The sequence below is a fragment of the Pseudarthrobacter chlorophenolicus genome (assembly GCF_000962805.1).
Lineage (GTDB): Bacteria > Actinomycetota > Actinomycetes > Actinomycetales > Micrococcaceae > Arthrobacter > Arthrobacter chlorophenolicus_A.
In genome coordinates this window covers 13450-37306 of record NZ_JZTW01000025.1, presented here as the reverse complement: position 1 = coordinate 37306, position 23857 = coordinate 13450, and the positions used below count along the sequence as shown (strand labels likewise).

At 66.8% G+C, this 23857-nt stretch carries 25 protein-coding genes; 8 read left to right on the top strand and 17 right to left on the bottom strand.

Features of this window, described 5'->3' with window-relative positions:
- Nucleotides 1-25 precede the first annotated feature (25 nt).
- On the top strand, nucleotides 26-700 hold the full coding sequence (locus tag UC32_RS18670; protein WP_045732664.1) for a histidine phosphatase family protein: 675 nt from the start codon (nucleotides 26-28) through the stop codon (nucleotides 698-700).
- 29 nt (nucleotides 701-729) lie between these two features.
- Here the strand turns inward: UC32_RS18670 and UC32_RS18665 are convergent, their stop codons facing one another.
- From UC32_RS18665 to UC32_RS18655, 3 genes are all read right to left on the bottom strand, one after another.
- Nucleotides 730-1602 carry a serine/threonine-protein kinase gene (locus UC32_RS18665; protein WP_045732663.1) on the bottom strand — a complete coding sequence of 291 codons (873 nt, stop codon included), beginning with the start codon at nucleotides 1600-1602 and terminating at the stop codon, nucleotides 730-732.
- Entirely contained in the window at nucleotides 1599-1832 is a 234-nt protein-coding gene (locus UC32_RS20855) for a hypothetical protein (RefSeq protein WP_082072218.1), read from the bottom strand. Before UC32_RS20855 ends, UC32_RS18665 begins: the two co-directional genes overlap by 4 nt.
- A gap of 65 nt (nucleotides 1833-1897) precedes the next feature.
- Entirely contained in the window at nucleotides 1898-2416 is a 519-nt protein-coding gene (locus UC32_RS18655; RefSeq protein ID WP_045732662.1) for a MarR family winged helix-turn-helix transcriptional regulator, read from the bottom strand.
- Between the two features lie 165 nt (nucleotides 2417-2581).
- Here UC32_RS18655 and UC32_RS18650 point away from each other — a divergent pair, with 165 nt between their 5' ends.
- The 6 genes from UC32_RS18650 (at nucleotide 2582) to UC32_RS18625 (ending at nucleotide 8776) form a co-directional block, all read left to right on the top strand.
- Nucleotides 2582-3085 carry a GNAT family N-acetyltransferase gene (locus UC32_RS18650; RefSeq protein ID WP_045732661.1) on the top strand — a complete coding sequence of 168 codons (504 nt, stop codon included), beginning with the start codon at nucleotides 2582-2584 and terminating at the stop codon, nucleotides 3083-3085.
- Nucleotides 3086-3145: 60 nt separating this feature from the next.
- Nucleotides 3146-3580 (top strand): acyl-CoA thioesterase, encoded by a 435-nt coding sequence (locus UC32_RS18645; protein ID WP_082072216.1) that lies wholly within the window; start codon nucleotides 3146-3148, stop codon nucleotides 3578-3580.
- Between the two features lie 169 nt (nucleotides 3581-3749).
- Nucleotides 3750-4823: an extracellular solute-binding protein gene (locus UC32_RS18640; RefSeq protein WP_045732660.1), complete on the top strand. Its 1074-nt coding sequence runs from the start codon at nucleotides 3750-3752 to the stop codon at nucleotides 4821-4823.
- A gap of 49 nt (nucleotides 4824-4872) precedes the next feature.
- Nucleotides 4873-5955 carry an ABC transporter ATP-binding protein gene (locus UC32_RS18635; RefSeq protein WP_045732659.1) on the top strand — a complete coding sequence of 361 codons (1083 nt, stop codon included), beginning with the start codon at nucleotides 4873-4875 and terminating at the stop codon, nucleotides 5953-5955.
- Nucleotides 5952-7775: an ABC transporter permease gene (locus tag UC32_RS18630; protein ID WP_045732658.1), complete on the top strand. Its 1824-nt coding sequence runs from the start codon at nucleotides 5952-5954 to the stop codon at nucleotides 7773-7775. The genes UC32_RS18635 and UC32_RS18630 overlap by 4 nt, the downstream gene beginning before the upstream one ends.
- A 236-nt stretch (nucleotides 7776-8011) precedes the next feature.
- Nucleotides 8012-8776: a hypothetical protein gene (locus UC32_RS18625; protein ID WP_152642665.1), complete on the top strand. Its 765-nt coding sequence runs from the start codon at nucleotides 8012-8014 to the stop codon at nucleotides 8774-8776.
- A gap of 428 nt (nucleotides 8777-9204) precedes the next feature.
- Here the strand turns inward: UC32_RS18625 and UC32_RS18620 are convergent, their stop codons facing one another.
- The 3 genes from UC32_RS18620 to UC32_RS18610 all read right to left on the bottom strand — a co-directional run bounded on the left by UC32_RS18620 (nucleotide 9205) and on the right by UC32_RS18610 (nucleotide 12409).
- Nucleotides 9205-10392: a 4-hydroxybenzoate 3-monooxygenase gene (locus tag UC32_RS18620; protein ID WP_045732656.1), complete on the bottom strand. Its 1188-nt coding sequence runs from the start codon at nucleotides 10390-10392 to the stop codon at nucleotides 9205-9207.
- A gap of 103 nt (nucleotides 10393-10495) precedes the next feature.
- Nucleotides 10496-11239 (bottom strand): IclR family transcriptional regulator, encoded by a 744-nt coding sequence (locus tag UC32_RS18615; RefSeq protein ID WP_045732681.1) that lies wholly within the window; start codon nucleotides 11237-11239, stop codon nucleotides 10496-10498.
- A gap of 93 nt (nucleotides 11240-11332) precedes the next feature.
- Complete coding sequence (locus tag UC32_RS18610; RefSeq protein ID WP_045732655.1) at nucleotides 11333-12409, bottom strand: FUSC family protein; 1077 nt, start codon at nucleotides 12407-12409, stop codon at nucleotides 11333-11335.
- A gap of 166 nt (nucleotides 12410-12575) precedes the next feature.
- Here UC32_RS18610 and UC32_RS18605 point away from each other — a divergent pair, with 166 nt between their 5' ends.
- A complete protein-coding gene (locus UC32_RS18605; RefSeq protein WP_045732654.1) occupies nucleotides 12576-13415 on the top strand; it encodes an ACT domain-containing protein in 840 nt (279 codons plus the stop codon).
- A 59-nt stretch (nucleotides 13416-13474) separates the two neighbouring features.
- Here the strand turns inward: UC32_RS18605 and UC32_RS18600 are convergent, their stop codons facing one another.
- The 11 genes from UC32_RS18600 to UC32_RS18550 all read right to left on the bottom strand — a co-directional run bounded on the left by UC32_RS18600 (nucleotide 13475) and on the right by UC32_RS18550 (nucleotide 23845).
- Complete coding sequence (locus UC32_RS18600) at nucleotides 13475-14395, bottom strand: diacylglycerol/lipid kinase family protein (RefSeq protein ID WP_045732653.1); 921 nt, start codon at nucleotides 14393-14395, stop codon at nucleotides 13475-13477.
- Between the two features lie 81 nt (nucleotides 14396-14476).
- Nucleotides 14477-15850 (bottom strand): NAD(P)(+) transhydrogenase (Re/Si-specific) subunit beta, encoded by a 1374-nt coding sequence (locus UC32_RS18595; RefSeq protein ID WP_045732652.1) that lies wholly within the window; start codon nucleotides 15848-15850, stop codon nucleotides 14477-14479.
- A complete protein-coding gene (locus UC32_RS18590) occupies nucleotides 15847-16197 on the bottom strand; it encodes an NAD(P) transhydrogenase subunit alpha part 2 (RefSeq protein ID WP_045732651.1) in 351 nt (116 codons plus the stop codon). The genes UC32_RS18595 and UC32_RS18590 overlap by 4 nt, the downstream gene beginning before the upstream one ends.
- Nucleotides 16197-17366, bottom strand: coding sequence for a Re/Si-specific NAD(P)(+) transhydrogenase subunit alpha (locus UC32_RS18585; protein ID WP_045732680.1), 1170 nt, complete (start codon nucleotides 17364-17366; stop codon nucleotides 16197-16199). Before UC32_RS18585 ends, UC32_RS18590 begins: the two co-directional genes overlap by 1 nt.
- Nucleotides 17367-17580: 214 nt before the next feature.
- Nucleotides 17581-18390, bottom strand: coding sequence for an IclR family transcriptional regulator domain-containing protein (locus UC32_RS18580; protein ID WP_045732650.1), 810 nt, complete (start codon nucleotides 18388-18390; stop codon nucleotides 17581-17583).
- Between the two features lie 45 nt (nucleotides 18391-18435).
- Nucleotides 18436-19122, bottom strand: a complete 687-nt coding sequence (locus tag UC32_RS18575; protein WP_045732649.1) for a 3-oxoacid CoA-transferase subunit B — start codon at nucleotides 19120-19122, stop codon at nucleotides 18436-18438.
- A gap of 1 nt (nucleotide 19123) precedes the next feature.
- Entirely contained in the window at nucleotides 19124-19819 is a 696-nt protein-coding gene (locus UC32_RS18570) for a 3-oxoacid CoA-transferase subunit A (RefSeq protein ID WP_045732648.1), read from the bottom strand.
- Nucleotides 19819-21030, bottom strand: coding sequence for a thiolase family protein (locus UC32_RS18565; RefSeq protein WP_045732647.1), 1212 nt, complete (start codon nucleotides 21028-21030; stop codon nucleotides 19819-19821). The genes UC32_RS18570 and UC32_RS18565 overlap by 1 nt, the downstream gene beginning before the upstream one ends.
- 85 nt (nucleotides 21031-21115) lie before the next feature.
- Nucleotides 21116-21580, bottom strand: coding sequence for a 4-carboxymuconolactone decarboxylase (gene pcaC / locus UC32_RS18560; protein WP_082072214.1), 465 nt, complete (start codon nucleotides 21578-21580; stop codon nucleotides 21116-21118).
- The gene (locus UC32_RS18555) at nucleotides 21577-22395 is read right to left on the bottom strand and encodes an alpha/beta fold hydrolase (protein WP_045732645.1); all 819 of its coding nucleotides are present in this window, start codon (nucleotides 22393-22395) and stop codon (nucleotides 21577-21579) included. The genes pcaC and UC32_RS18555 overlap by 4 nt, the downstream gene beginning before the upstream one ends.
- On the bottom strand, nucleotides 22388-23845 hold the full coding sequence (locus tag UC32_RS18550; RefSeq protein WP_045732644.1) for a lyase family protein: 1458 nt from the start codon (nucleotides 23843-23845) through the stop codon (nucleotides 22388-22390). Before UC32_RS18550 ends, UC32_RS18555 begins: the two co-directional genes overlap by 8 nt.
- Nucleotides 23846-23857: the final 12 nt, after the last annotated feature.

Genomic DNA, 23857 nt, shown 5'->3' with positions numbered 1-23857 from the left:
GCGGCGGAGTGCGAAACTGGAGGGCATGAAGCTTCTGCTCATCCGCCACGGAGAGACTCCCGGAAACGTCCTCGGCCAACTGGACACCGCCCATCCCGGCCCCGGCCTGACCGAACTGGGCGAACGGCAAGCGGAGGCCATGGCGCGGTCGCTGGTTAATGAACCCATTCGGGCGCTCTTCGCCTCCACGTTGGTCCGTACGCAGATTACTGCGGCGCCGCTGGGCAGGCTTCACGGACTGGAGGTCACGGTGCTGGACGGGCTCCACGAGATCGAAGCCGGGTCGCTGGAGAAACTGACGGACCACGAGTCGCATAAGCGGTACATGGGCACGGTGATCTCCTGGGCCGCTGGCGACCTGGACACCCGGATGCCCGCAGGACCCGACGGCCACTCATTCTTCGAGCGGTTCGACGCCGCGATTGCGAGGGTCATCGAAAGGACTGGCGGCCAGGGGGACACGGTGGCGGTGGTGAGCCATGGTGCAGCCATCAGGACCTGGGCAGGGCTCCGCGCCGAGGGCATCGATCATGAGTTTGCGGCCAAGCATGTGCTGGCCAACACGGGAATCGTGGCGCTGGAGGGCAACCCGGACAGTGGCTGGAAACTGATCCACTGGGCAGGAAGCCCGGTGGGCGGGCTGGCCCTGGCCGATCCCACAGCCGAAGATCCCACAGGGCAGGACGTCAGCGGCCCGTAACCCCGGCGCAGTTCCGGTGCCCTGGGATGCTACCGGGGAACTGCGCTCCGTGCCGCGGCCGTTGCCAGCCGAAGCCGCGGGGCCCGCAGAACCGGTGAGGCGGCCGAAGCCGGAGGAACCAGCCGCGCGGCCATCGCGGATGCAGCATCCGCCGCCGGGCGTTCACCGCTTTCCATTGCCGTCAGCGAGCTCAGGAAGTGGTGCCACCGCGGCCCGAGGGACTCGGGTATGTGCGGACTCCTGAGCGTCCTTGCCACGAGCGACTCCACCGCAGTTCCCGGGAATGCCTTGGATCCGGTCAGCAGTTCCAGCAGTACCAGGCCCATGGCATAGACGTCCCAGGCAGGATCGGACACACCGCCCGCAGCCTGTTCCGGGCTCATGTAATGGACTGTTCCGGACGAGATTCCCGGCTCCGGCGCGGTGCCCGAAACCGCCGCGATGCCGAAATCGACGACCCGGACCGGGCTGCGCCGGAGGCCGCTCAGCATGAGGTTGCCCGGCTTGATGTCCCGGTGCACCAGCCCCGCGGCGTGCAGGTGGGCAAGGCCGCTGAAGATGCTGCGCGCCCACACCGCCACGGTGTCGGCACCGTGGCTTTCGGTTCGCACAGTTTCCGAGAGGCTGGTTCCCAGCGCCAGTTCCTCAATCAGGAAGGCATGCCCCGGGCGATAGGTGCCGGCCGGCATGACTCCCTGATCGATGAACCTGACGATGGACGGGTGGCGCAGCGACGCGAGCACCCTTGCCTCGTTGTGGATGCGCCGATGGTGCTTGTCCGAGATGTCGGCCGCCACCTTGACGGCTACGTCCGGACCTCCCGCCACGTCCACGGCCCGGAAGACTTCGGCCATGGAACCGCGGCCCAACCGCTCCCGGAGCAGGAAGCGGCCGGCGATCACCGGGACGCCTGAATGGATCCGCCGCACGGTGCCCAGGCATCAAGCTGGAAACCGCACTGGCAGCGCCACACCGGTGGGAGTTTTACCGGCACGAATTCGTCCGGGTCGAACGAGTACCCCATGGCTGCCCGCCCCACTGCGGGCGTCACCAGCTCCATGGGCGTGCCGCAGTGGAATGTCTGCTCTGCTCCCCCTGCAGAGGCCTTCTCAAAAGTGATCAACGCGCTCACTACTCCATATGGCAGTATTCTCGGGCTGATCCTAAGCATACATATAACTAGAGCAACTAGCTAGTTTAGCTAGATAATTTGTGGTGCTCTGCGTCCACGACGCCAATGGCGTCCGCCATCCGCTGCAGGAATGCGACAACAATCCTGGCTTCCTCGGCGCTGAGCGACTCCGCGACGGTCATCATCCGCCGGTGCATGGCACCGAGAGTTTCCCGGACCTCCGTGTCCGACTCAACAGTGGGGACGACAACCACGGAGCGCCGGTCCGACGGGTGGGCTTCGCGGCGGACATGCCCGCTGGACACCAGCCTGTCGATCAGGGACGTCGTTGACGCGCTGGTGATACCCAGGAACTGGCTAAGATCCTTGGGAACTACCGTCTTGCCGGAGGCCTGCGCGCGCAGGAGGTACCGGAGGGCGAGGATGTCGGTTTCGCCCATGCCCATGGAGTCGCGGGTGGACCTGCGGATGATGGTCTCCGCCGCCCGGTAATCCCGCAGCGACTTGAGGACCGCCGCTCCGTAGTCCAGCTGCCCGTCCGGCCCGTACCAGTAGCCGGAGCCCTCGTTGCTTATAGAAGCCATACCTATATCTTAGGCCAACTGCTAACTAGACAGCCAAGCTAGTTGCGGGTGCAGCCTCCGCCGACGGCACATGACGTTATCCGGACCCTTACCGGCCAGAAACACCCGCGTAACCCACCGCTCCTAGCCTTGATCTGCATAACCCTTCGGCGAATCGAGGCCTACATGCAGACCAATCCGCGGCTGAACATCAGGCAGGTTGCCTGGTCCCACCCTGTAGGCGCAGACCTTCGGCGGGCGCAGCAGGCAGAACTCGACGCCCGCTTTGGTACTGCAGACCACGAACCCGGCCCTCCGCCGTCGGAAGCTGACTGCGCCGTCTTCCTCGTGGCGTACGACAAGGGGTCCGGCCAGCCAGTGGGCTGCGGCGGGCTGCGTCTGCTGGACGCCTCTACCGCTGAAATCAAGCGGCTCTATGTGGTTCCGTACACACGCGGCTCCGGCGTGGCCAGTTCGGTCCTCGCGGCCCTGGAGGCGGAGGCCTACAAGCAGGGCATCACCCGCATTAAGGCCGAGGCAGGCTCCGCCCAATCGGACGGGCGCAACTTCTACCAGAACTCCGGGTTCGAGCCGGTGCCCAACTTCGGCCCCTACATTGGCGTCAAGCACTCATCCTGTTATGCAAAGAGCATCGACTCGCACAGCGCAGCCCATACGGCCATGGCATAACGCTGAAACGTGCGGCGTCACACTGCATGCGGTCCTGCCTGCCTCGGCTAACCTCGGCCTATGGAATCAGCAGACATCACCTTCCGCACCCGCAAATGGGTCCGGCCAGAAGACCTCAACGCCAACGGGACGCTGTTCGGCGGAAGCCTGCTGAAGTGGATCGATGAGGAAGCCGCCATCTACGCCATCCTGCAACTTGGCAATGGCCGGGCCGTCACGAAGTACATCTCGGAAATCAACTTCGTGAGCTCGGCCGTCCAGGGCGACCTGATTGAAATGGGCCTGACCGCCACGAAATTTGGCCGGACCTCGCTGACCATGCGGGCGGAAGTGCGCAACATGATCACCCGGCAGAGCATCCTGACCATCGAGGAAATTGTCTTCGTCAACCTCAATAGCGCCGGCACGCCGGAACCGCACGGATACACCGAAATCACTTACGACCGGGACAGGATCCCCACCCACCACCTGACCGAAACCCTGCAGCAGGACTGACGCTTCACCCCGCGTTCACTCCCAGACCACCAGGCGTTCTCATCACTGGACCAACTTAGGCAGCCGGGCTGTTTATCGAATCGATAGCAATAGCGGCCCCGCATTCCGCATGCCCGGCTATAGGCTGTGCGGACATGCTCCGGTTCCAGTGGAGAAATGAGTCCTGATCGTGCGTAAATTACAGACCTTGGTTGCCGCCGCCGTCGCCGTCACCCTACTTGCCGGATGCGGCGGAGAAGCCTCACCCGGAGCCTCGGGTGGGGCTTCTTCCGCCCCGGCCGGAGGATCCGGCGACACCCTGGTGGTGTACACCAACTCCAACGGCGAAGGCCGCGGGGACTGGCTGACCCAGAAGGCGGGCGAAGCCGGGTTCAAGATAGAGATTGTGGGGGCCGGCGGCGCCGACGCCACCAACAAGCTCATCGCCGAGAAGAACAACCCCATTGCCGACGTAGCCTTCGGACTGAACAACATGTACTTCTCCCAGGTCAAGGCGGCGGACGCGCTGGAACCCTATGAGCCTGCATGGGCCGGTGAGGTGGACACCCAGTTGGCGGATGGCGAGACGTATTGGCCGCTGGTGAAGCAGGCCATCCTGCTGGGCTACAACTCCGACAAGTTCTCCAGGGATGCTGCGCCGAAGGACTGGACGGACCTGTGGACCAAGGATGAGTTCAAGGCCCGCTACGAGCGGGTCACCGGCCTTGGCACCGCCACCGCCCAACTCGTCTTTGCCGGCATCCTCAGCCGGTACCGTGACGATTCCGGCGATCTCGGAATCTCCGACGAAGGCTGGAAGCAGGTGGAACAGTACTTCCAGAACGGCAGCCCCGCCGTGGCCAAGACCGATCTTTTCGCCCGCATCGCCTCGGGCGAGGTGGATATGGGGCAGATGCCGTCCTCGATCATTGCCGACCGGGAAAAGTCCTTCAAGGTCAGTGTGGAAACGGTCATACCTTCCGTTGGCGTACCCCTCGCGGTGGAGCAGATCGCCCTCGTCAAGGGCACCAAGAAGAAGGAGCAGGCCCAGAAGTTCATTGACTGGTTCGGCAGTGCCGACGTCCAGGGCCAGTTTGCCAAGCAGTTCAATTCCATGCCGGTGAACAAGTCAGCCCAGGCACAGGCCAACCCCGAGGTGGTGGACTTCTTCGCAGACCTCAAGCAGCAGGACATCGACTGGGAGTTCGTCCAGGAAAACATGGGCGCCTGGGTGGAGAAGATCGAACTCGAGTACATGACATAGGCCTGCGCCAACCTTCCGTCTCCGCCCGAGTTCCACAGACAGGTTTGCCATGATCCGCTTGGACAGCATCAAAGTTTCCTTCGGCGACTTCACCGCCATCCCGCACCTGGACCTGCACGTCCGGCCCGGCGAGTTCTTCACGCTGCTGGGGCCCTCCGGATGTGGAAAGACGACGGCGCTGCGCACCCTGGCCGGTTTCATCCAGCCGGCCGGGGGAACAGTCACGGTGGACGGAACGGATGTCACCCGCCTTCCCAGCGACAAGCGGCAGGTGGGCATGGTGTTCCAGAACTATGCCCTGTTCCCCAGCATGAGCGTGTGGGAAAACATCGCCTTTGGACTCCGGGTCCGGAAGGAAAAGGGCGCGGACAGCGACCGGATGGTCCGGGACATTGCCCGCCGGGTGGAACTCAGCGACGAACAGCTGGCCAAGAACGTCGCCGAGCTCTCCGGCGGGCAGCAACAGCGGGTGGCTGTTGCCCGGGCCCTCGTCCTGCGGCCCAAGATCCTGCTGCTGGACGAGCCGCTGTCCAACCTGGACGCCAAGCTCCGCCACCAGCTCCGGCAGCAGCTCAAGGACCTGCAAAGCGAGTTCGGCATCACTACGGTCTACGTCACCCACGACCAGGACGAGGCGCTGGCCATGAGTGACAGGGTAGCGGTCTTCAACAAGGGCGAAGTGGAGCAGGTGGGCACACCGCAGGAGATCTATGACCACGCCGCCACGGAATTCGTCTGCAATTTCATTGGTGACAGCTCCACCCTGACGCCCGAATTCGTGGCGCAGGTCAACGCTGCGTCCGGTGCCCGACTCAGCACCGAGGCCAACTCCTACCTGCGGGTGGAAAAGGCGTCCCTGGATGCGCCAGCAGGAGGCGGCGCCGCCGTCGGACTTCCCGCAAAGGTGCTGTCCCGGACCTACCATGGCCTGCACAGCAGGTACGTGGTCCGCAGCCATGGCGCGGACATCCGGCTGCTGGTGCGCGAGGATGGCGGCGCCCACCCCGAACCGGGATCGGAAACCACCGTGTACGTGCGGCCGGACCACATCCTGCAATACCACCCCGAAACGGGCGCGGCCCTTCAGGAGCAGGACCGGCTGGAGCAGGACCAGGCGGTCGTCCTGCCATGAGCGGAACTCCGGTCCGCGCGATGGTCCGCTCCCCGTTTGTCCTGGTGGTGGGCGTCGTCCTCACCTGGTTTATTGCGGCGTTCCTGGTGTGGCCCAACATCAACGTCCTGATTGCCACTTTCTTCCCTGACGGAAGTTTCTCGGGGCGGGCGGCGGAAAAGCTGTTCTCCTCGCAGCGCGCCATGAAGGCACTCGGTAACAGCTTCCTGCTGGCGGTGGCCCTCTCCATCACGGTTAACGCGGTAGGAATCTTCATTGTGCTGGTGACGTACTACTTCAGGATCCGGGGCTCGCGGATCCTGTTCCTGGGCTACGCCACCACCTTCATCTACGGCGGCATCGTGCTGGCGGCTGGCTACAAGTTCATCTATGGGGACAAGGGAATCGTCACCTCGCTGCTGCTGCAGGTGTTCCCCTCCATGGACCCCGCCTGGTTCTCTGGCTTCTTCGCCGTGCTGGTGGTCATGACGTTTGCCACCACCACCAACCACATGCTGTTCGTGGCCAATGCGCTGAAGGGGGTGGACTACCAAACCATTGAAGCGGCGAAGAACCTGGGGGCCTCGACGTGGACCATCCTGCGGCGGATCGTCCTGCCCATGCTGAAGCCCACGCTGTTCGCCGTGACCATCCTGTCCTTCCTGACCGGGCTCGGTGCCCTGAGTGCGCCGCAGGTCCTGGGTGGCCGGGAATTCCAGACCATCACGCCGATGATCCTGACGTTCACCAACAGCCCCACGTCGCGTGACCTCGCGGCCCTGCTGGCCGTCATCCTGGGCCTGGCCACGATGGTGATGCTGGCCGTGATGTCCCGGCTGGAGAAGGGCGGCACGTACTTCTCGGTATCCAAGGTGTCCTCGGAGCTGCAGAAACAGGACATCACCAACCCGGTGGCCAACGCGGCCGTGCATGCAGTGGCCTACCTGCTGTTCGCGGTATACACGCTGCCGGTCCTGCTCATTGTGCTGTACTCCTTCGCGGACGGCGCCGCCATCCAGACCGGGCAGCTCTCACCCGGCAGCCTGACCCTGGACAACTATGTCCGGGTGCTGACGCAGCCGGCCGGTTTGCGGCCCTTCGTCGTCAGCGTGGTGTACAGCGCGCTGGCTGCTGTGATCGCGGTGGGCGGCCTGCTGTTCGTGGCCCGGCTGCTGCAGAAGTACCGGAACTGGGTGGCGTCAGTCTTTGAGTACCTGCTGCACATCCCCTGGATCCTGCCGTCTGCGTTGTTGGCGCTGGGCCTGATCATCAGCTACGACCACCCGAACCCGCTGGTGGGTGGGGCGGTGCTAACCGGCACCACAGTAATCCTGCTGATCGCGTTCGTCACCGTGAAGATCCCTTTCACGCTGCGGATGCTGAAGGCGTCGTTCGCCTCGGTGAATTCCTCGCTGGAGGAAGCCGCCGCCATCATGGGCGCCAAGACTCTGTACGTGTTCCGCCGGATCCTGTTGCCCCTGGTGCTCCCGGCGGCAGCGGCCATCACCGCCCTGAACTTCAACAGCCTCCTGGACGATTACGACACCGCCATCTTCCTGGCCCACCCGCTGGTCCAGCCGCTGGGCCTGGTCATCAAGGCGAACACGGACGGCGCTGAGGGCACCGAAGGCATCGCGAACACGTTCGTGTACACCGTGCTGCTGATGGTCATCACCGGCGTCACCATGTACCTCGTTTATGGCCGGTCCGGGCGCCGCCGCAGCCGGAAACGGCTGCCGGAAGTTCCACCGCAGGGCATCGAGGCCGCCGATGTGCCGTCTGCCGCCGGGCCAGCCGTGTCCGGCGCCAGCAGCAAGGTTCCGGCCGCCCCCGCCCGGTGACCAGGACTGACGCTTCACCCCGCAGAACCGCGGACGACGGCGGCGCTCCGGTTCCGCCGTCGGGCCAGGCCAAGCAACCGGTCCCGGAAGGGCTGCGCACCTTCCGCGAGCGCGATGCGCCCATTGCCGACGACGGCGGCGCGAGGAATGTCGTACGGCTCACATGTCCCGCATATGACATGACAATCCGACATGCTGTCTGGCAGACTGACGCGTTCGTCCTTATTGGGGGGACCTTGACGAAAGAGGTAACGGACGTGAACCGCTTAGTGGATGAACGCTTTAGATTTAAAAAGGCTGCGGTTCGAGCAGCGTTTGGATTCGGAGTTGCGGCGTTGATTGCGGTGTCTTCATATTCCGCAGGTGCCCGTAATGCTGGCCCGTCAGCCGAGGGCTCTCAAGCTGGTGTGGTCACTACGGCGCTTGTTGGAAGTTCGGCCGGCGTAGGTAAAGGGGCCAGTGCCTCCCAAGTCAGCGATTCCAAGGGTGTTCCTATCTCCGTGGTGATCAAGCAAGCAAAAAAGAAGGATGCAGCGGGTTTTGCGACCAGGCTTGAGACGTTAAAGTCCAGCCCGGAGTTCTCAGGCTTCCTGATTGCCCAGGCCGGTTCCGTTGAGGCTGGAGGCGGCGAAGGTCTCGCTGCGGCTTTGACCCAGGAACAGGTTGATAGTTTCGTTGCCAGCATTCGCGGTAAGTCCTTCGAACTTGTCACTGGCACGGATGGGCAGCAGTCGGTGGCATTGACTTCCAAGAAGCAGCCGAAGCAGTCACCCGACGTCCAGCGGACATCAACTGCAAACGCTGAGCCAACCATTACGACGGCTGGGTGGTCTGGGCCATCATGCTGGCAGGGGTGGTTCGCGGCTGGCGGGTACGCTGCGGCCACCGGCGCTATCTGCGGCGCCGTCGGGGCAATGAGCGCAGGCATCGGCGGCGCTGCTTGCGGCGCAGGCGCCTGGGCCTTCGGAACAGGCATCAATTGGAACGATGCATGCAGGTAACCGACGAAAGGACGAGTAAATGACCCAGGGTGAACCTCTCATGACACCGCGGACGTTTGCCGGTCGAGCATACGTATATCTCGCATTTACAGGTGGGTTGTGGTCTGCTCAGTGGCTTTTGTTCTGGGCAACCAATGGAATCGTGCCCGAACCGACGCTGTTCGGGCTCTTTATGCTTGCGCTAATCTCCCTGTTTTGGTTCTTCATGCCACCGAGGCCCTGGTTTGGCCGCGGAAAGCCAGGCAAGAGCTAGTACAACGGCGGCCTATCTGTTGGGTTAGCGCCCGACGGGTTGGCCGCCCGCAGTCTCGTCCGATGGACGGTTGCGCAGAAGAGCGTTGTTCTTTCGACTGGTGCTTGGTGAGCACGGCGAGCACTGACAGCCACGTCCCGACCCGGCGTCGTACTATTCCTTCGGTTCGGCCAGCCTAGCCTCGGCCCGGCCAGCCGGTGTAGGCCTCGGCGAGGTAGGCCATGCCATGGCGTGAAGAAACCACCGAATTGAGTTCGCCCAACTGTCGGGCGCGGGAGAAATCGTCCGCGTCGGCGGGAGTGTGCAGCATGGTGGTCATCCAGTAGGAGAACTGCTGGGCCTTCCAGACCCGCTCCAGGGCGCGGTCGCTGTACGCGTCGAGGAGCCGGTCCGAGCCGGAGTTGTAGTGACTGTCCAGCCCCTCGAACAGGACCTTGACGTCATGGATGGCCAGGTTGAGGCCCTTGGCGCCGGTGGGCGGGACGGTGTGCGCGGCGTCGCCGGCGAGGAACAGGTTGCCGTGACGCATGGGCGTGTGGACGAAGCTGCGGAATGGCAGCACCATCTTCTCGATGACCGGGCCTTCCTTGAGCTCGAAGCCATTGCCGTTGACCCGGCTGCGGAACTCGGCCCAGATCCGGTCATCGTCCCACTCGGCCACGTTTTCCTTGGGGTCGCACTGGAAGTACATCCGCTGGACGGCCTCGGTCCGCTGGCTGATGAGCGCGAAGCCATTGGCGGAGTTGGCGTAGATCAGTTCGTCCGAGCTGCGCGGGGCTTCGGCCAGGATGCCGAACCAAGCGAACGGGTACTCGTGGAAGAACCACTTGCGGTTGGCCTCGGGGATCTGGAAGCGGCAGTGGCTGCGTGAACCGTCAGCGCCCACCAGGAAGTCCGCCTGGATCTCGAATTCGGCGCCGTCGGCGTCCGTGAACCACACCTTGGGCTTGCCTTCGAGGTCATGGACGGAGGTGTCCGTGACGCTGTACCGGACGTCGCCGCCGTCGTGCGTCCTGCGTGCGGCAAGGTCGGTGAAAACGTCGGTCTGCGGGTAAAGCCATACGGACTCGCCCACCAGGTCCTTGAAGTCGATGCGGTGGCTCTCGCCGTTGAAGCGCAATTCAATCCCGTCGTGCCGGTCGCCGTGGGTCAGGACCCGGTCTGAAACCCCACTGTCCACCATGAGGTTGACGGTGCCGTGCTCCAGGATGCCGGCACGGACGGTGCGGGCGATCTCATCATGGCTGCGGACCTCGATCACAATGGATTCAATGCCGGCCTTGGCCAACAGGTGGGACAGCATGAGTCCTGCCGGGCCGGCACCCATGATGGCGACCTGGGTGGTGATGGTTTTCCGTGCCATTGCTGCGTCTCGCTTCGTTGCGGGCCCGGGGGCCAGAGGATTGCTTGGCACCCAGTGTGGGCCACTCCGGGTGACCGGCGTTACAGTGATTCCGTTGAATGGTTCAGGAATCCGCGAGGCGGCGGGCGATGCCCCGTGCGGCGGTCTGCAGCGCGGGCACCAACGCCTGCAGCCGCATCTCCTGGAGCGGAACCACGACGCCGAGCGAGGCCACGGCACGCTGGCGGCGGTTGAGGACGGGCACGGCAATGCCCCAGGTGTCCGGATCAACCACGCCCTTGAGCTGGGCGAAGCCCTGGTTCGAGGTTTCGGCCAACAGGGCCCGGACGTCACCCGCGGTGAGTTTCCCGTCGGGGTCGGAGAACTGGGCCAGGTAACTGGCCTGCAGCGCCTTCTCCCGGTGCGCCATCAGCGCCAGCCCGGCGGAGGAGATGTGGATGGGCATCCTGCCGGCCACCTGCGCCCGGTTGATCGCCGATCCGCGCCGCGACAACCGCTCTACAAACAGCACCTCCCAGCCATCCAGCACCGCGAGGTTCACGTTCTGGTTCAGGACGTGCTGGATGTCCTCCATGAACGGCATGGCCGCCTGCCGCAGTGCCAAGGCCGGGGAGGCGCGGTTTACCAGCGCCCAAAGCCGGAGGCCCGGCCGGACCATGCCGCCGGGTTCGGTTTCGAGCAGGCCGTGGCCCGCGAGCTGGCCCACCAGCCGGTGCGTGGTGGTCAGCGGCAGCCCGGCCCTTGCGGCCAGGTCGGAAAGCTGCAGGGCGCCAGCGTCCTGCGGAAAGGCGGAGATCAGCCGGACTATCCGGTCCACCACCGAATCCCCCGACTGTGAGTTAGCCACCGCCACACCTTCCGTTCAATGGGAAGACCAGCCTACCGCGGCAGGGCCCCAGGACGTCCGGGCCGCTAAGGGCCGGCCGCGGATGGGAGGCGGTCAGGCCGGCGTCGTACCCTGTGCAGGGCCCGGCCTGAGGCGGCGCCACGCCGCGGGAGCCAGCACCACGGCAATGCCCACGGCGGCACCGATGACGGTTTCGATGATGCGGTCGCGCAGCAGTGCCGACGGCGAGGCGGGGACCACCAGGAGGGTGGAGATGAGGGCCAAGGGAGTCACGAAGACCTGCGCCAGCAAATACTGGCGGATGATGAACATCTCCGCACCGAACTGGCAGAGGGCCATCACCAGCACGGTCTGCCACGGCTCCAGCCCCAGCAGCAGGACCGCCGCCAGGACCAGCAGGCCAAGAACGGTGCCGATGATTCGCTGGACGCCGCGCCGGATCCGGTGCCGGGTGGTGTGGCCCACCAGGGGCACCACCGCGGCCACCATGGCCCAGTAGTTGTGCCCGAATCCCAGCTGCTGCCCGGCCCAGGTTGCCAGCGAGCCCGCCAGCCCTGCCGCCACCAGGTAGCCGAGGCCCTCAAGCCAGGCGGTCCGCTTCTCCGCCGGCGTGCGCCGGATGCGGGGCGGCCAGGTCCACGGGGTGCGGTGGCTGGGCAGGATCCGGGACGAAAAGCCGATCAGCAGGCACAGCACGGTGGTGAGTACCGCAACCAGCATGCCCTGCCACAGTGGAGGCTGGTTGGGGATGGACGCGATGGCCGCGAAGGCAAAGATGTGGAACAGGGAGCCGCCCGGGCGCAGCCGCAGCCAGGAAATAGCCACGGAGCAGCCACCGGCAACGAGTGTGGTGGCCAGCACCAGGAGCCAAGTGGTGGTGCTCCGGTCCAGGCCGAACACTGTTTCCATCCTGGCGGACAGGGCAGCCAGGAACATGACCAGCAGCATCAGGAGCCCGGCCCGGAGCTGCAGGACGAAGCGGGCCCCGTGCGGTTCGCCGCGGCCGTAGATCCCGGTGAAGGCCCCGAAAGAGGCGAAGATGGCCACGTCCAGGCGGCCGATCAGCACCAGGGTGATCAGCGGAACGAAGACGCCCACAGCGCACCGGAGGGCCGGGTGGTGGTCCTTGTTGCCGGGACCAATGCTGAACATCTCAGCAAGCATCTTCACGTGGGCAGCGCCTTTCCTGCGGTATCCGGTTGTCCTGATGGGCGGCCGGCCGCACTGATGTTCCCAATAGATCCTATGGCGCCAGCCCCCGAACCCACCCATTAAATTCCCTTGAATGGAATCGGCAGGCAACGCAGCAGAAACAGCACGCACGAATGCTTGGCTCATGAAGCACGCACCGCGGGCCACACCCGCCGCCGAACTCAGCTGCGAGGTCTGCGGACAGATGCCCGATCCGCCCAAGGCCCGCCTGACCGCCGCCAATGTGGCCGTCATGCTGCCCATCGAGCTGCTGGTCCACGCCCTGGTGGTGGAAACCCACCTGCCCTATGTGGCCAAAGTGCTGGTGCTCACGCTGACGGCCACCGTGCTGGTGATCTGGGTGGCCGAGCCGTCCGCTGCCCGGATCCTGCGCGGCTGGCTGCACGCTCCGGCACTGCGCCGCCACCGCAAACTGGAAGCCGCGCCGGCTCTCTGGCGGGCGCGAACGGTCCTGCAGGACCAGCCCGGTGCGCTGGAAAAGGTCACGGGCGCCTTGGCCCGGAACGGCATCAACATCCTGGGCATCCACGTCCATCCGGTCCCGGGTGGGGTGCTGGATGAGTTTGTACTGTCTGCACCGGGCGCCATGGATGAGCGCGAGCTGCTGGCAGCGTTGCACGACGGCGGCGGCAGCCGAGCGCACGTGTGGCCCACCACCGCGCTGGCTATGGCCGACGGCCAAACGAAGGCGCTGAGCCTCGCCGCCAGGATTGCCGACGCCCCGGACGAACTTCCCCTCGCCGTGGCTGAACTGCTGGGCGCACGGATCGTGCCGCCGTCGGACGTTCCCGGCACGGCGGCCGACGACGGCACCCGCCTGAAGATCCCCACCGCGTGGCACGGCCCGGTGGTTTTCTCCCGCCCCGGGGAACCGTTCACGCCCGCCGAATCGGCCAGGGCGCACCGGCTGGCCGAACTCGCGGAGATCCTGGCGCACAAGTCCGCCACTGCCAGCCCCAACTAGGTAGCGCGAAGTGCCCTTCTGACGGTTCAAAACGGCACTTGGCGCTGCTCAGGTGGGGGTTACATCCGGAGGGTGAGGGCGCCCGGCTCCATGGTCATCAGGACGTGCTTGCCTTCGCCCTCGTGGTCGCCGTCCAGCTGGTAGTTGTCCGCGTGTTCGAGGGTGATTTCCACGGCCTTGCCCTGGAAGTACTCCACGGCGGTGTCCCGGTTCCGGCCCTTGCCGATGATGCCGGCCAGCACTGAGAGCCAGCCCAGCTTGCCGTGGTGCGGGGCCAGCACGGCAATGTCCAGCAGCCCGTCGTCCACCTTGGCCTCGGGGAAGATCTCCAGGCCGCCCTGGACCTTTCCGCAGTTGCCCACCATCACGCTGCGGACGCCGCGGTGCACCACGGTCTCGCCATCAATCACCACGGTGGCCTTGACCGGCTTGCCGGGCAGGTTGCGGATGCCGGCGTCCACATAGGCCAGCCAGCCAACCTTGTCCTTCAGGTCCTCGTTGGTGTCCGCCATGATGGTGGCGTCGTAGCCGACGCCGGCCATCACCAGGAAGATCTGTTCCTTGTCCGGATCATTGCGCACCGCGCGGACCACGTCGATCTTGCGTTCGGTGCCGCTCAGTGCCGCCGCCATGGCGCCGTCGTAATCCGTGACATCCATGCCGAGGTTGCGGGCCAGCAGGTTCCCGGTTCCCAGCGGAAGGAGTCCCATGGGCACGTCCCCGCCGGCGAGGACCTCGGCCACGCACCGGACGGTCCCGTCTCCCCCGGCGGCGATGACGATGTCCGCTCCCTGAGCCAGGGCTTCCTTCGCCTGGCCCACGCCCGGGTCCTCCTTGGTGGTTTCCAGCCAGATGGCTTCGCCCCAACCGTTTTCCACACAGTGCTTGGCCACCAGGCCGCGCACATCGAACTCCACCGGCTTGGCCGGATTGACGATGATGGCGGCGCGTCTGGGTGAAGTGGAGCTGTTGGCAGTCATGGCGTCCTTCAGTGGCGGAATGGAAAGCAAGCTTCTGAGAGAAGAGTAGCCTGCCCGCCGCCGCCTTCCGGCCAAACCCGGTTAGAGGGCCTTGACCGCCCCCAGCACCTGGGCGAGCGAATCCTTGGCATCCCCGAAAAGCAGGGAGGTCTGCGGCTCGTACAGCAGTTCGTTTTCGATGCCGGCGAAGCCAGGGCGCATGGAGCGCTTGAGGAACACCACCTGGCGGGCGGCGGAGACTTCAAGGATGGGCATGCCGTAAATCGGTGAGCCGGAGGACGTCTTGGCTGCGGGATTCACAACGTCGTTGGCGCCCACCACCAGGGCCACATCCGCAGTCTTGAACTCGGGGTTGATCTCCACCATTTCCTTGAGCGACTCGTAGGGCACGTTGGCCTCGGCCAGGAGCACGTTCATGTGACCGGGCATCCGGCCCGCCACGGGGTGGATGGCAAAGTCCACCTCGATCCCCCGGGCTTCCAGCGCCTGCGCCAGTTCCGCCGCCGTGTGCTGCCCCTGCGCCACCGCGAGGCCGTAGCCGGGGACGATAATCACCCGCTGCGCATAACGCAGGAGTACCGCCACGTCCTCAGGCGTGGACGAGCGCACCGGGCGGTCGCTCACGGCGGTGGATCCCGCCGTCGAGCCTCCCCGGAAGGCGCCGAACAGGATGCCCGCGACGCTGCGGCCCATGGCCGCCGCCATGGCGCGGGTGAGGATGGTGCCGGAGGCGCCCACCAGGGTGCCGGCCACCACCAGCAGTACATTGCCCAGCACGAGGCCGGATGCCGCGACGGCCAGGCCGGTGAAGGCGTTCAGCAGCGAAATCACGATAGGGACGTCCGCACCGCCCACGGGCAGCACCAGCAGGACGCCGGCCGCGAGGCCCAGGACCAGCAGCAGCACCGCGAGCACCGTAGACCCGGTGATGACAACCGCAACGCCGGCCGCCACTGATGCCAGCAGCACTGCAGTCATCACCACGGGCAGGCCGGGGAACAGCACCGGCCGGGTGGTCATCAGTTCCTGCAGCTTGGCGAACGTCACCCCGGAGCCGGCAAAGGAGACGGCGCCCACCAGGAGCGTGAAGACGATGGCGAGCCGCACCCAGGGACCGTCCGCATGGGGCAGTTCCAGGAGCGCCACCAGCGCCGCCGCACCGCCGCCCACGCCGTTGAACAGAGCCACCAGCTGGGGCATCTGCGTCATCTTCACGCGCCGGGCCACCGGGGCGGCCACCGCGGATCCGACGGCGATGGCGGCCAGGATCCAGGGGATGTTCTCCAGCCTCGCGGACAGGAAAACGGTGACCACAGCGATCAGGGCACCGAAGGCGCCGATCAGGTTGCCGCGGCGCGCGGTCCGCGGTGAACTGAGGCCGCGCAGCGCCAGGATGAAGAAAACCGCAGCGGCCAGGTAGAGCAGGGCGGTCCAAGCGGGGTCGAGGATACTCATTTCCCGTCCGCCTTTGGGGCGGCACCCGACTGCGGGGCGCCTGACTGGGCGGGGCCCGTACGCGGAATCTCCTTCTTGGCGTGGAACATGTGCAGCATCCGGTCCGTGACCACGAAGCCGCCCACCAGGTTGGCCGTGGCCAGGACGACGGCGAGCAGTGCCACCGCGAGGACCCACGGGTCCGCTGCCTGGCCGGCCACGATGATGGCACCCACCAGGATGATGCCGTGGATGGCGTTGGCGCCGGACATCAGCGGCGTGTGCAGGGTGCTGGAGACCTTGGACACCACCTCGAATCCCACAAAGACGGCCAGGACCGTGATGGTCAGCAGGCTCATTCCGTCCATCACAGAACCCCTTCCTGCCGGGCCCGGGCTGTTTCGCCGAGCAGTTCCGCCGTGGGACCGTGCCGCACCTGGCCGTCATGGGTGAGGCACGCTCCGGCCACCACCTCGTCCCCGAAGTCCAGGACGAGTTTGCCGTCCCTGACCATCAGCGCCAGGAGGTTGGCGACGTTCTTGGCATAGAGGCGGGAGGCGTCGAAGGCCATGGTGGATGCGGGGTCCTTCAGTCCCACCAGGGTCACGTGGCCGGAGCCGTCGGCGGTAGGCACGGCGACATCCTCGCCCGGGACCGCTCCCTCCACATTGCCGCCGGACTCCGCGGCGAGGTCGACGACGACGGACCCGGCCCGCATGCCCTGCACCATCTCGCGGGTCACCAGGAGCGGTGCGCGCCTTCCCGGGACGGCCGCCGTCGTAATGAGAACGTCCGACTCCGCCACGTGCGGCGCGAGCAACTGCCGCTGCCGGGTGCCGGCGTCGGAACTGAGCTGGCGGGCGTAGCCGCCGGCAGCTTCTGCGGTTTCCAGGTCCAGGCGGATGAAGGTGCCTCCCATGGACGCGACCTCGTCCGCGGAGGCGGGCCGGATGTCATTGGCGGACACCCGCGCGCCAAGCCGTTTGGCCGTGCCGATCGCCTGCAGCCCGGCAACGCCGGCTCCGAGCACCAGGACGCGGGCGGGCGGGACCGTGCCGGCGGCGGTCATGTAGAGGGGGAAGAACCTGGGCAGCCGGATGGCGGCTTCCAGCACGCAGCGGTAGCCGGCCACCAGGGCCTGGGAGCTGAGCGCGTCCATGGACTGGGCGCGGGAGATGCGCGGCACCAGCTCCAGGGCGAAGGACGTGGCGCCGGCCCGGGCGAGTGCCTGCACCGTGGGCAGTTCGGACGACGGCGACGCGAGCCCCACGGTGACCGCTCCCGTTTTCAGTGCGGCGGCCGTGTGCGGGTCCAGGGGGCGGACGTGCGCCAGGATGTCCACGGCGCTGGTGTCCAGTTCAGGGACGACGGCGGCGCCCGCCTCCGTGTAGTCCCGGTCCGGGTGCCCCGCGGCGTCGCCCGCGCCCGCCTCGACCAGTACCTCCAGGCCCATTCCGGCCAGCTGTTTCACCGTGTCCGGGGTGGCGGCCACGCGCCGTTCGCCCTCCCGGCGTTCCCGCGGAATGCCCAGTTTCACCCGCACGCTCCCTTCCTGCCGCGTCCGGCAGTCTTGCGGCAGCCACTCTGCTGCGCACAGTTGGGTTGAGTCTAGGACGGGCGCTGCTGCGGCGGGAGTGGCAGGACCCGGATGGATGGCAAAGAGTTACCTCACCCCGGAGTTTTCGGACAGATAACGCGAGCTAGACACTCCGGAGGTCGTGATATCTGCCCAAAAACTCTTTGGGAACGGGTCAGCCGCGGGCGGTGAGGTCCGCGGAGATGAGCTTGGCGGTGGCCGCGATCTCCTGCGCCACCGAAGCCAGGTAGGCTTCCGGGTCCTCCCGCGCTGCCACGGACTGGGCCTGCAGCGACACGTTGACCGCAGCCACCACCTTGGCTCCGTCAAACACCGGTGCCGCCACGGACATCAGGCCCGGTTCCAGTTCCTGGTCCAGCAGGCACCAGCCCTGCGTTCGGACGGTTTCCAGCACCGCCAGCAGTTCCGGGACGGTGGCCAGGGCCCGGGGTGTGAGCGGCCGGATGTCCGCTGCGGCGAGGTACTCCTTGAGCCCGGCGGCCGGCAGGTTAGCCAGGAGCACCCGTCCCATGGAGGTGGCGTAGGCCGGGAACCGTGTGCCCACGGTGATGCCCACGTTCATGATGCGGCGGGTGGTCACCCGGGCGATGTAGGCAATGTCCACGCCGTCCAGGACAGCCGCCGACGTCGACTCCCCCAGTTTCAGGGACAGCTCCTCAAGGTGCGGCTGGGCCAGCTGCGGCAGCGAGAGCCCGGAGAGGTAGGCGTAGCCAAGCTGCAGCACCTGTGCCGTCAGGGCGAACGTCTTGCCGTCTGTGCGGACGTAGCCCAGCTCCACCAGGGTGTGCAGGAACCGGCGTGCGGTGGCCCGGGTCAGGCGGGTTTGGCCCGCCACCTCGCTGAGGGTCATGACCGGGCGGTCGGCGTCAAAGGCGCGGATCACTGCCAGGCCGCGTGCCAGCGACTGGACATACTGGTCGCTGGCCTGCGGTGGCTGGGTGTCCGTGCGGACGGCGTCGGTCATGGTTACCAATCCTAGGGGCGGCGGGCGCGGCGGGTTTAGAAGGGCTCAACCACCGACGGCGGCGGGCGCTGCCTTGAGGGGGACGGGCACCAGTTCCTGGAGCTCTTCGAGGGTGCAGCCGAAGGTTTCGCGGACGGTGACGCCATCCGGGCCGGTGAGGAAGACGCCTTTGTCGGTGTAAACGCGGGTGACGCAGCCGACGCCTGTGAGCGGGTAGGTGCAGGACTCCACGATCTTGGACGCGCCTTCGCGGGTCAGCAGGGTCATCATGACGAAGACGTCCTTGGCGCCGGTGGCGAGGTCCATGGCGCCGCCGACGGCGGGAATCGCCCCGGGTGCCCCGGTGTGCCAGTTGGCGAGGTCCCCGGTGGCGGAAACCTGGAAGGCGCCCAGGACGCAGATGTCCAGGTGGCCGCCGCGCATGATGGCAAAGGAGTCCGCGTGATGGAAGTAGGACGCACCGGGGAGTTCGGTGACGGGGATCTTGCCGGCATTGATGAGGTCGCCGTCGATCTCGTCGCCCTCGGCGGCCGGGCCCATGCCCAGCATGCCGTTCTCGGTGTGGAGGGTGATGTTTTGTTCGTCGGTGAGGTAGTTGGACACCAGGGTGGGCTGGCCGATGCCCAGGTTCACGAATGAGCCCGGGGCGATGTCCTTGGCCACCAGCCGGGCCAGGTCGTCCCGGCCCAGGGGCGTATCTGATGTCTTGATGCTGGTTTCGGTGAGGCTCATCTCAGGCCACCTTTCCGTTCGTGGCACCGGCACCGCTGCCGGACACCTGGACGATGCTGTTGACGTAGATCCCCGGGGTAACGATGTTTTCCGGGTCGAGCCCGCCGGTGGGGACGATCTCGGACACCTGCACGATGGTGTGCGTCGCGGCCGCCGCCATGATGGGGCCGAAGTTCCGGGCGGTCTTGCGGTACACCAGGTTGCCCTTCCCGTCAGCCTTCAGGGCTTTGATCAGGGCGACGTCGGCGTGAATGGGGGTTTCGAAGACCTGGCCGCGGCCGTCGATGATCCGGGTTTCCTTGCCCTCGGCGAGCATGGTGCCGTAGCCGGTGGGGGTGAAGAACCCGCCGATCCCGGCGCCGGCGGCCCGGATGCGTTCGGCCAGGTTGCCCTGCGGGACCAGTTCGAGTTCGATCTCGCCGGCCTTGTACTTTGCGTCGAAGTGCCAGGAATCGGACTGCCGCGGGAAGGAGCAGATCATCTTCTTCACCCGGCCTTCCCTGATCAGCAGCGCCAGGCCCTGGTCGCCCTGGCCGGCGTTATTGTTCACCACGGTCAGGTCCGTGGCGCCGCATTCGAGCAGCGCGTCGATCAGTTCGAACGGCTGCCCGGCGTTGCCGAACCCGCCGATCATCACGGTGGAGCCGTCCTTGATGCCGGCGACGGCGTCCTGGACCGAATCTACGAAGTTCAGCATTACTGGTCCTTTGTGTTGGTTCCGGCGGCGGTCATGTTCTCAAGGACAACGGCCAGGCCCTGGCCCACGCCGATGCAGATCGCGGCGACACCCCAGCGTTCCCCGGAGGCCTGCAGGGACCGGGCCAGGGTGCCCAGGATCCGGGTCCCGGACGCCCCGAGCGGGTGGCCCATGGCGATTGCCCCGCCGTGCCGGTTCACGATCCCGGGGTCGATGCCCCAGGCGTTGATGCAGGCCAGGGACTGCGCGGCGAACGCTTCGTTAAGTTCGACGGCGCCCACCTGCTCCCAGCCGATACCCGCCTTCGCGAGGGCCTTGTTCGCGGCCTCCACGGGGGCGTAGCCGAAGTACTGGGGATCGTTAGCGTGTGCGCCGCGCCCGGCGATCCGGGCCAGCGGGTCCAGACCCAGCAGCCCGGCGGCAGCCTCACTGCCCACCCAGGCCGCGGAGGCGCCGTCGGACAATGGAGACGCGTTGCCCGCGGTGACCGTGCCGCTCTCCGTACGGAACACGGTCTTCAGCCCGGCGAGCTTCTCCGCCGACGAGCCGGGGCGGATGCCTTCGTCGCGGACCAGGTCGGTGCCCGGGACCGGTGTGACGAGGTTGTCGTAGAACCCCTCGTCCCAGGCTGCGGCGGACAAGTTGTGCGACGCGGCTGCGAACTCGTCCTGCGCCTCCCGGGTCACGCCGTACTTCTCGCGGAGCCGCTCGGTGGCCTCGCCCAGGGAGATGGTCCAGTCCTTTGGCATCGCCTTGTTGACCAGGCGCCAGCCCAGCGTGGTGGAGGCCAGCGTCATGTCCCCGGCCGGGTAGGGCTTCTCGGTCTTGGGCAGCACCCACGGGGCGCGGGACATCGACTCCGCCCCGCCCACCAGAATGAGGTCCGCGTCGCCGGCATTGATCTGCCGGGACGCGATGATCGCCGCGTCCAGCGACGAGCCGCAGAGCCGGTTCACCGTGGTGCCAGGGATGGACACCGGGAGCCCGGCCAAAAGCGTGCCCATCCGGGCGATGTTGCGGTTCTCTTCGCCGGCGCCGTTGGCGTTGCCGAACACCACCTCATCGATCCGCTCCGGATCAAGTCCCGGTGCGCGGTGCACGGATTCCTTGATCACGTGCGCGGCAAGGTCATCCGGACGGACCGCGGCAAGGCCGGAGCCGAACTTGCCGAACGGGGTGCGCACGGCGTCGTACACAAAAGCCTGGTTCATGGTTCCTCTGCATCTTTGTCTGTGCTGCCCCAACTGGGTAGCAATTGATGTCGTTTTGGGGCCTCATAACGACATCTGCTGCTACCTAGTTGGGTGGGGGTGGGGCGGTGGTGCTGTCTGTTGCTGCATTGTCCAGGTCGCGGAACACCTGCTGCGCGGTCTTGAAGGCCGTGTTGGCGGAGGGGACACCGCAATAGATGGCGGTCTGCAGCAGGATTTCCTTGATCTCGTCGCGGCTGAGTCCGTTCCGGAGGGCCGCCCGGATGTGCATGGCGAGCTCCTCCCAGTGGCCGTGGGCCACCATGGCGGTGATGGTGACGGCGGAGCGCATCTGCCGGGTCAGGCCGGGCCTGGTCCAGATCCCACCCCAGGCGATGCGGGTGATCATGTCCTGGAAATCGTCGGTGAATTCGTCCTTGTTGGCGTTGGCCCGGTCCACGTGTTCGTCGCTGAGGACTTCGCGCCGGACGGCCATGCCGCCGTCGTAAATGTCCTGGCTGGTGGCGCCTGGCTGGACCACGCCGTTGCGCCTCGGATCGAGGCCGCTCACTTGGCTGCCACCCGTGCTTCGGCCCAGCTGATCAGCCCGCGCATCAGCTCCGCCACGTGGGCCGGGGCTTCGGCGGGCGCCAGGTGCGCGACGCCTTCGAGGGTGACGGCGGTGGCGGTGCCGCCACCGCCCGTGATTCCCGTGGCGACTTCCTCGGCCATGGCAGGCGTGGCGACGCCGTCAACCGCGCCGGCGATCACCTGCGTGGGGACGCGGATGCTGCCGAGTTCCGCCCGGACGTCGAACGCCGCGAGCGCTTCGCAGCAGAACGCGTAGCTGAAACGGTCGGCGTCGCGCAGGGCGTGCAGGAGGCGGCTGCTCAATTCCGGCTGGCTGTCCATGAAGCCGGGGGCGAACCAACGCTCGGCGGAACCCTGGATCATCACCGGGGTGCCCTGCGTCCGGACGGTTTCGGCACGTTCCAGCCAGCCTTCGGGCGTCCCGATCTTGGCACCGCTGTTCTGCACGGACAGGCTTTTCAGCCGTGCACCGTGCTTGATGCCCAACTGCAGGCCCACCGCGCCGCCGAGGGAGACGCCCGCGTAGTGGAAGTTCCCGCCGGGGGCAATGGAGTCCGCCAGGTCCACCACGGCGTCCGCGAGGGCAGCGACGTTGAACGCTTCGGTGGCCGCGGGTGAGACACCGTGGCCGGGCAGGTCCCAGGCCACCACGTCATAGTCACCGCCGAGCAGGGACGCGGCCCTGTTCCACAGGATGGAGGAGGTGCCCAAGGAAGGGCCCACCAGCAGGAGGGGGTGCTCGCCCAGAGCTCGTTGGGGGGACAGCAGCGCTGCCTTCAGTGCCGGGTTAGCCACGGGAAGCTCCATTCGCGTCGGTAGGGGTAACAAATTCGGGGAAAGCCGCCAGGATGCGGCCGAAAATTTCTACCGCCTGGCCCAAGTAGCTGGCGGGGTCCAGGAGTTCCTCCAGCCGGGCATCGGGAACGACGGCGGCCGGGACGGCTTCACGGAGCAGCTTGCGGTAGGTGGCGGCCTGCTCGGCCGGGGGCGCCTGGAGGGTCCGGTCCACCACCTGTTGCAGTTGCTGCTTACCGTTGCGACCGCCCTGCTCAGTGAGCAGCGGAGCCACGGCGGCGCTGACGCCCTCAGCCAGCAGCAGCGGGCCGGACAGGTCAAGGTTCCTGCGCATGGCGTCAGGGAACACCTGCAGACCTTCGGCGAGTTCGCGGATGTGGCCCGCGGCGCCGAGGGCCAGGGCCAGCAGCTGGCGGAGTGCAGGCCATTCGGTGTGCCAGGCGCCGTCGGGCCGCTCATCGTTGAAGTTGGCCGCAGCAAGGTGCAGCTGGGCGGCGAGCTGTGGTGCCTGCAGCGCGGCGCTGCGGACCAGGACGGACAGCACGGGGTTCTGCTTCTGCGGCATGGCGGAGGACACTCCCCGGCCAGCGGCACGCGGCTCGGCGAGCTCGGCCACCTCGGGGCGGCTGAGGAACAGGACGTCGGCTGCGACCTTGCCGCAGGCGTCCAGGACCGACGCCAGGGCGTGGCCCAGCGAGGTGACCGCCAGGCGGTTGGTGTGCCACGGAGCCGCGGCCGGGGCCAGGCCCAGCTGGACTGCCAGGGCATCGGCGAGGGTGAACGGCGTGGCAGGGGTGCCTTCCGTCAGCACGGTTCCGGCAGCAAGGGTTCCCGCCGCACCGCCGAACTGGACCGGGAACTCCAGGGCCTCCAACTGCCGGCCCGCGGCAGCCAGGCCCTGGAACCACTGCGCAGCCCGCAGCCCGAACGTAAAGGGAAGCGAATGCTGCGTCAGGCTCCTTCCCACGCACAGCGTGTCCGCATGTTGTCCGGCCAAGGCGGCGAGCGCGGTCGTGGTGGCCTTCAGGTCCGCCAGCACCGCGTGGACAGTGTTCCTGGCCAGCAGCATCAGGGCCGTATCCAGCACGTCCTGGCTGGTCAACGAGGTGTGGATGGCTTTTCCGGCGCCAGTACCCGCGGTGTCCAGCCCTGCCACAGTCTTGCGGAGGTCCGCCAGCAGCGGGATAACCGGGTTCCCGCCGCCCTGGGCGCGCCTGGCGATGTCCGCCACGTCGTAGCGGCCGGCCTCAGCAGCGGAGGCCACGACGGCGGCGGACCCGGCAGGTGCCAGGCCTGCGTGTTCCAGCACGGCGGCCCAGCCCGATTCGACGGCGAGGATGGCCGCCAGCACGGCCCGGTCCCCCGTCAGCGCCGCCACCAGCGGCGACGCCGAGACAGGGGTGAGCAGGCCGGCGTCGGCCTCTTCGGCGAAGGCGCGCAAATCTCCCATAGCGGCGGCGTG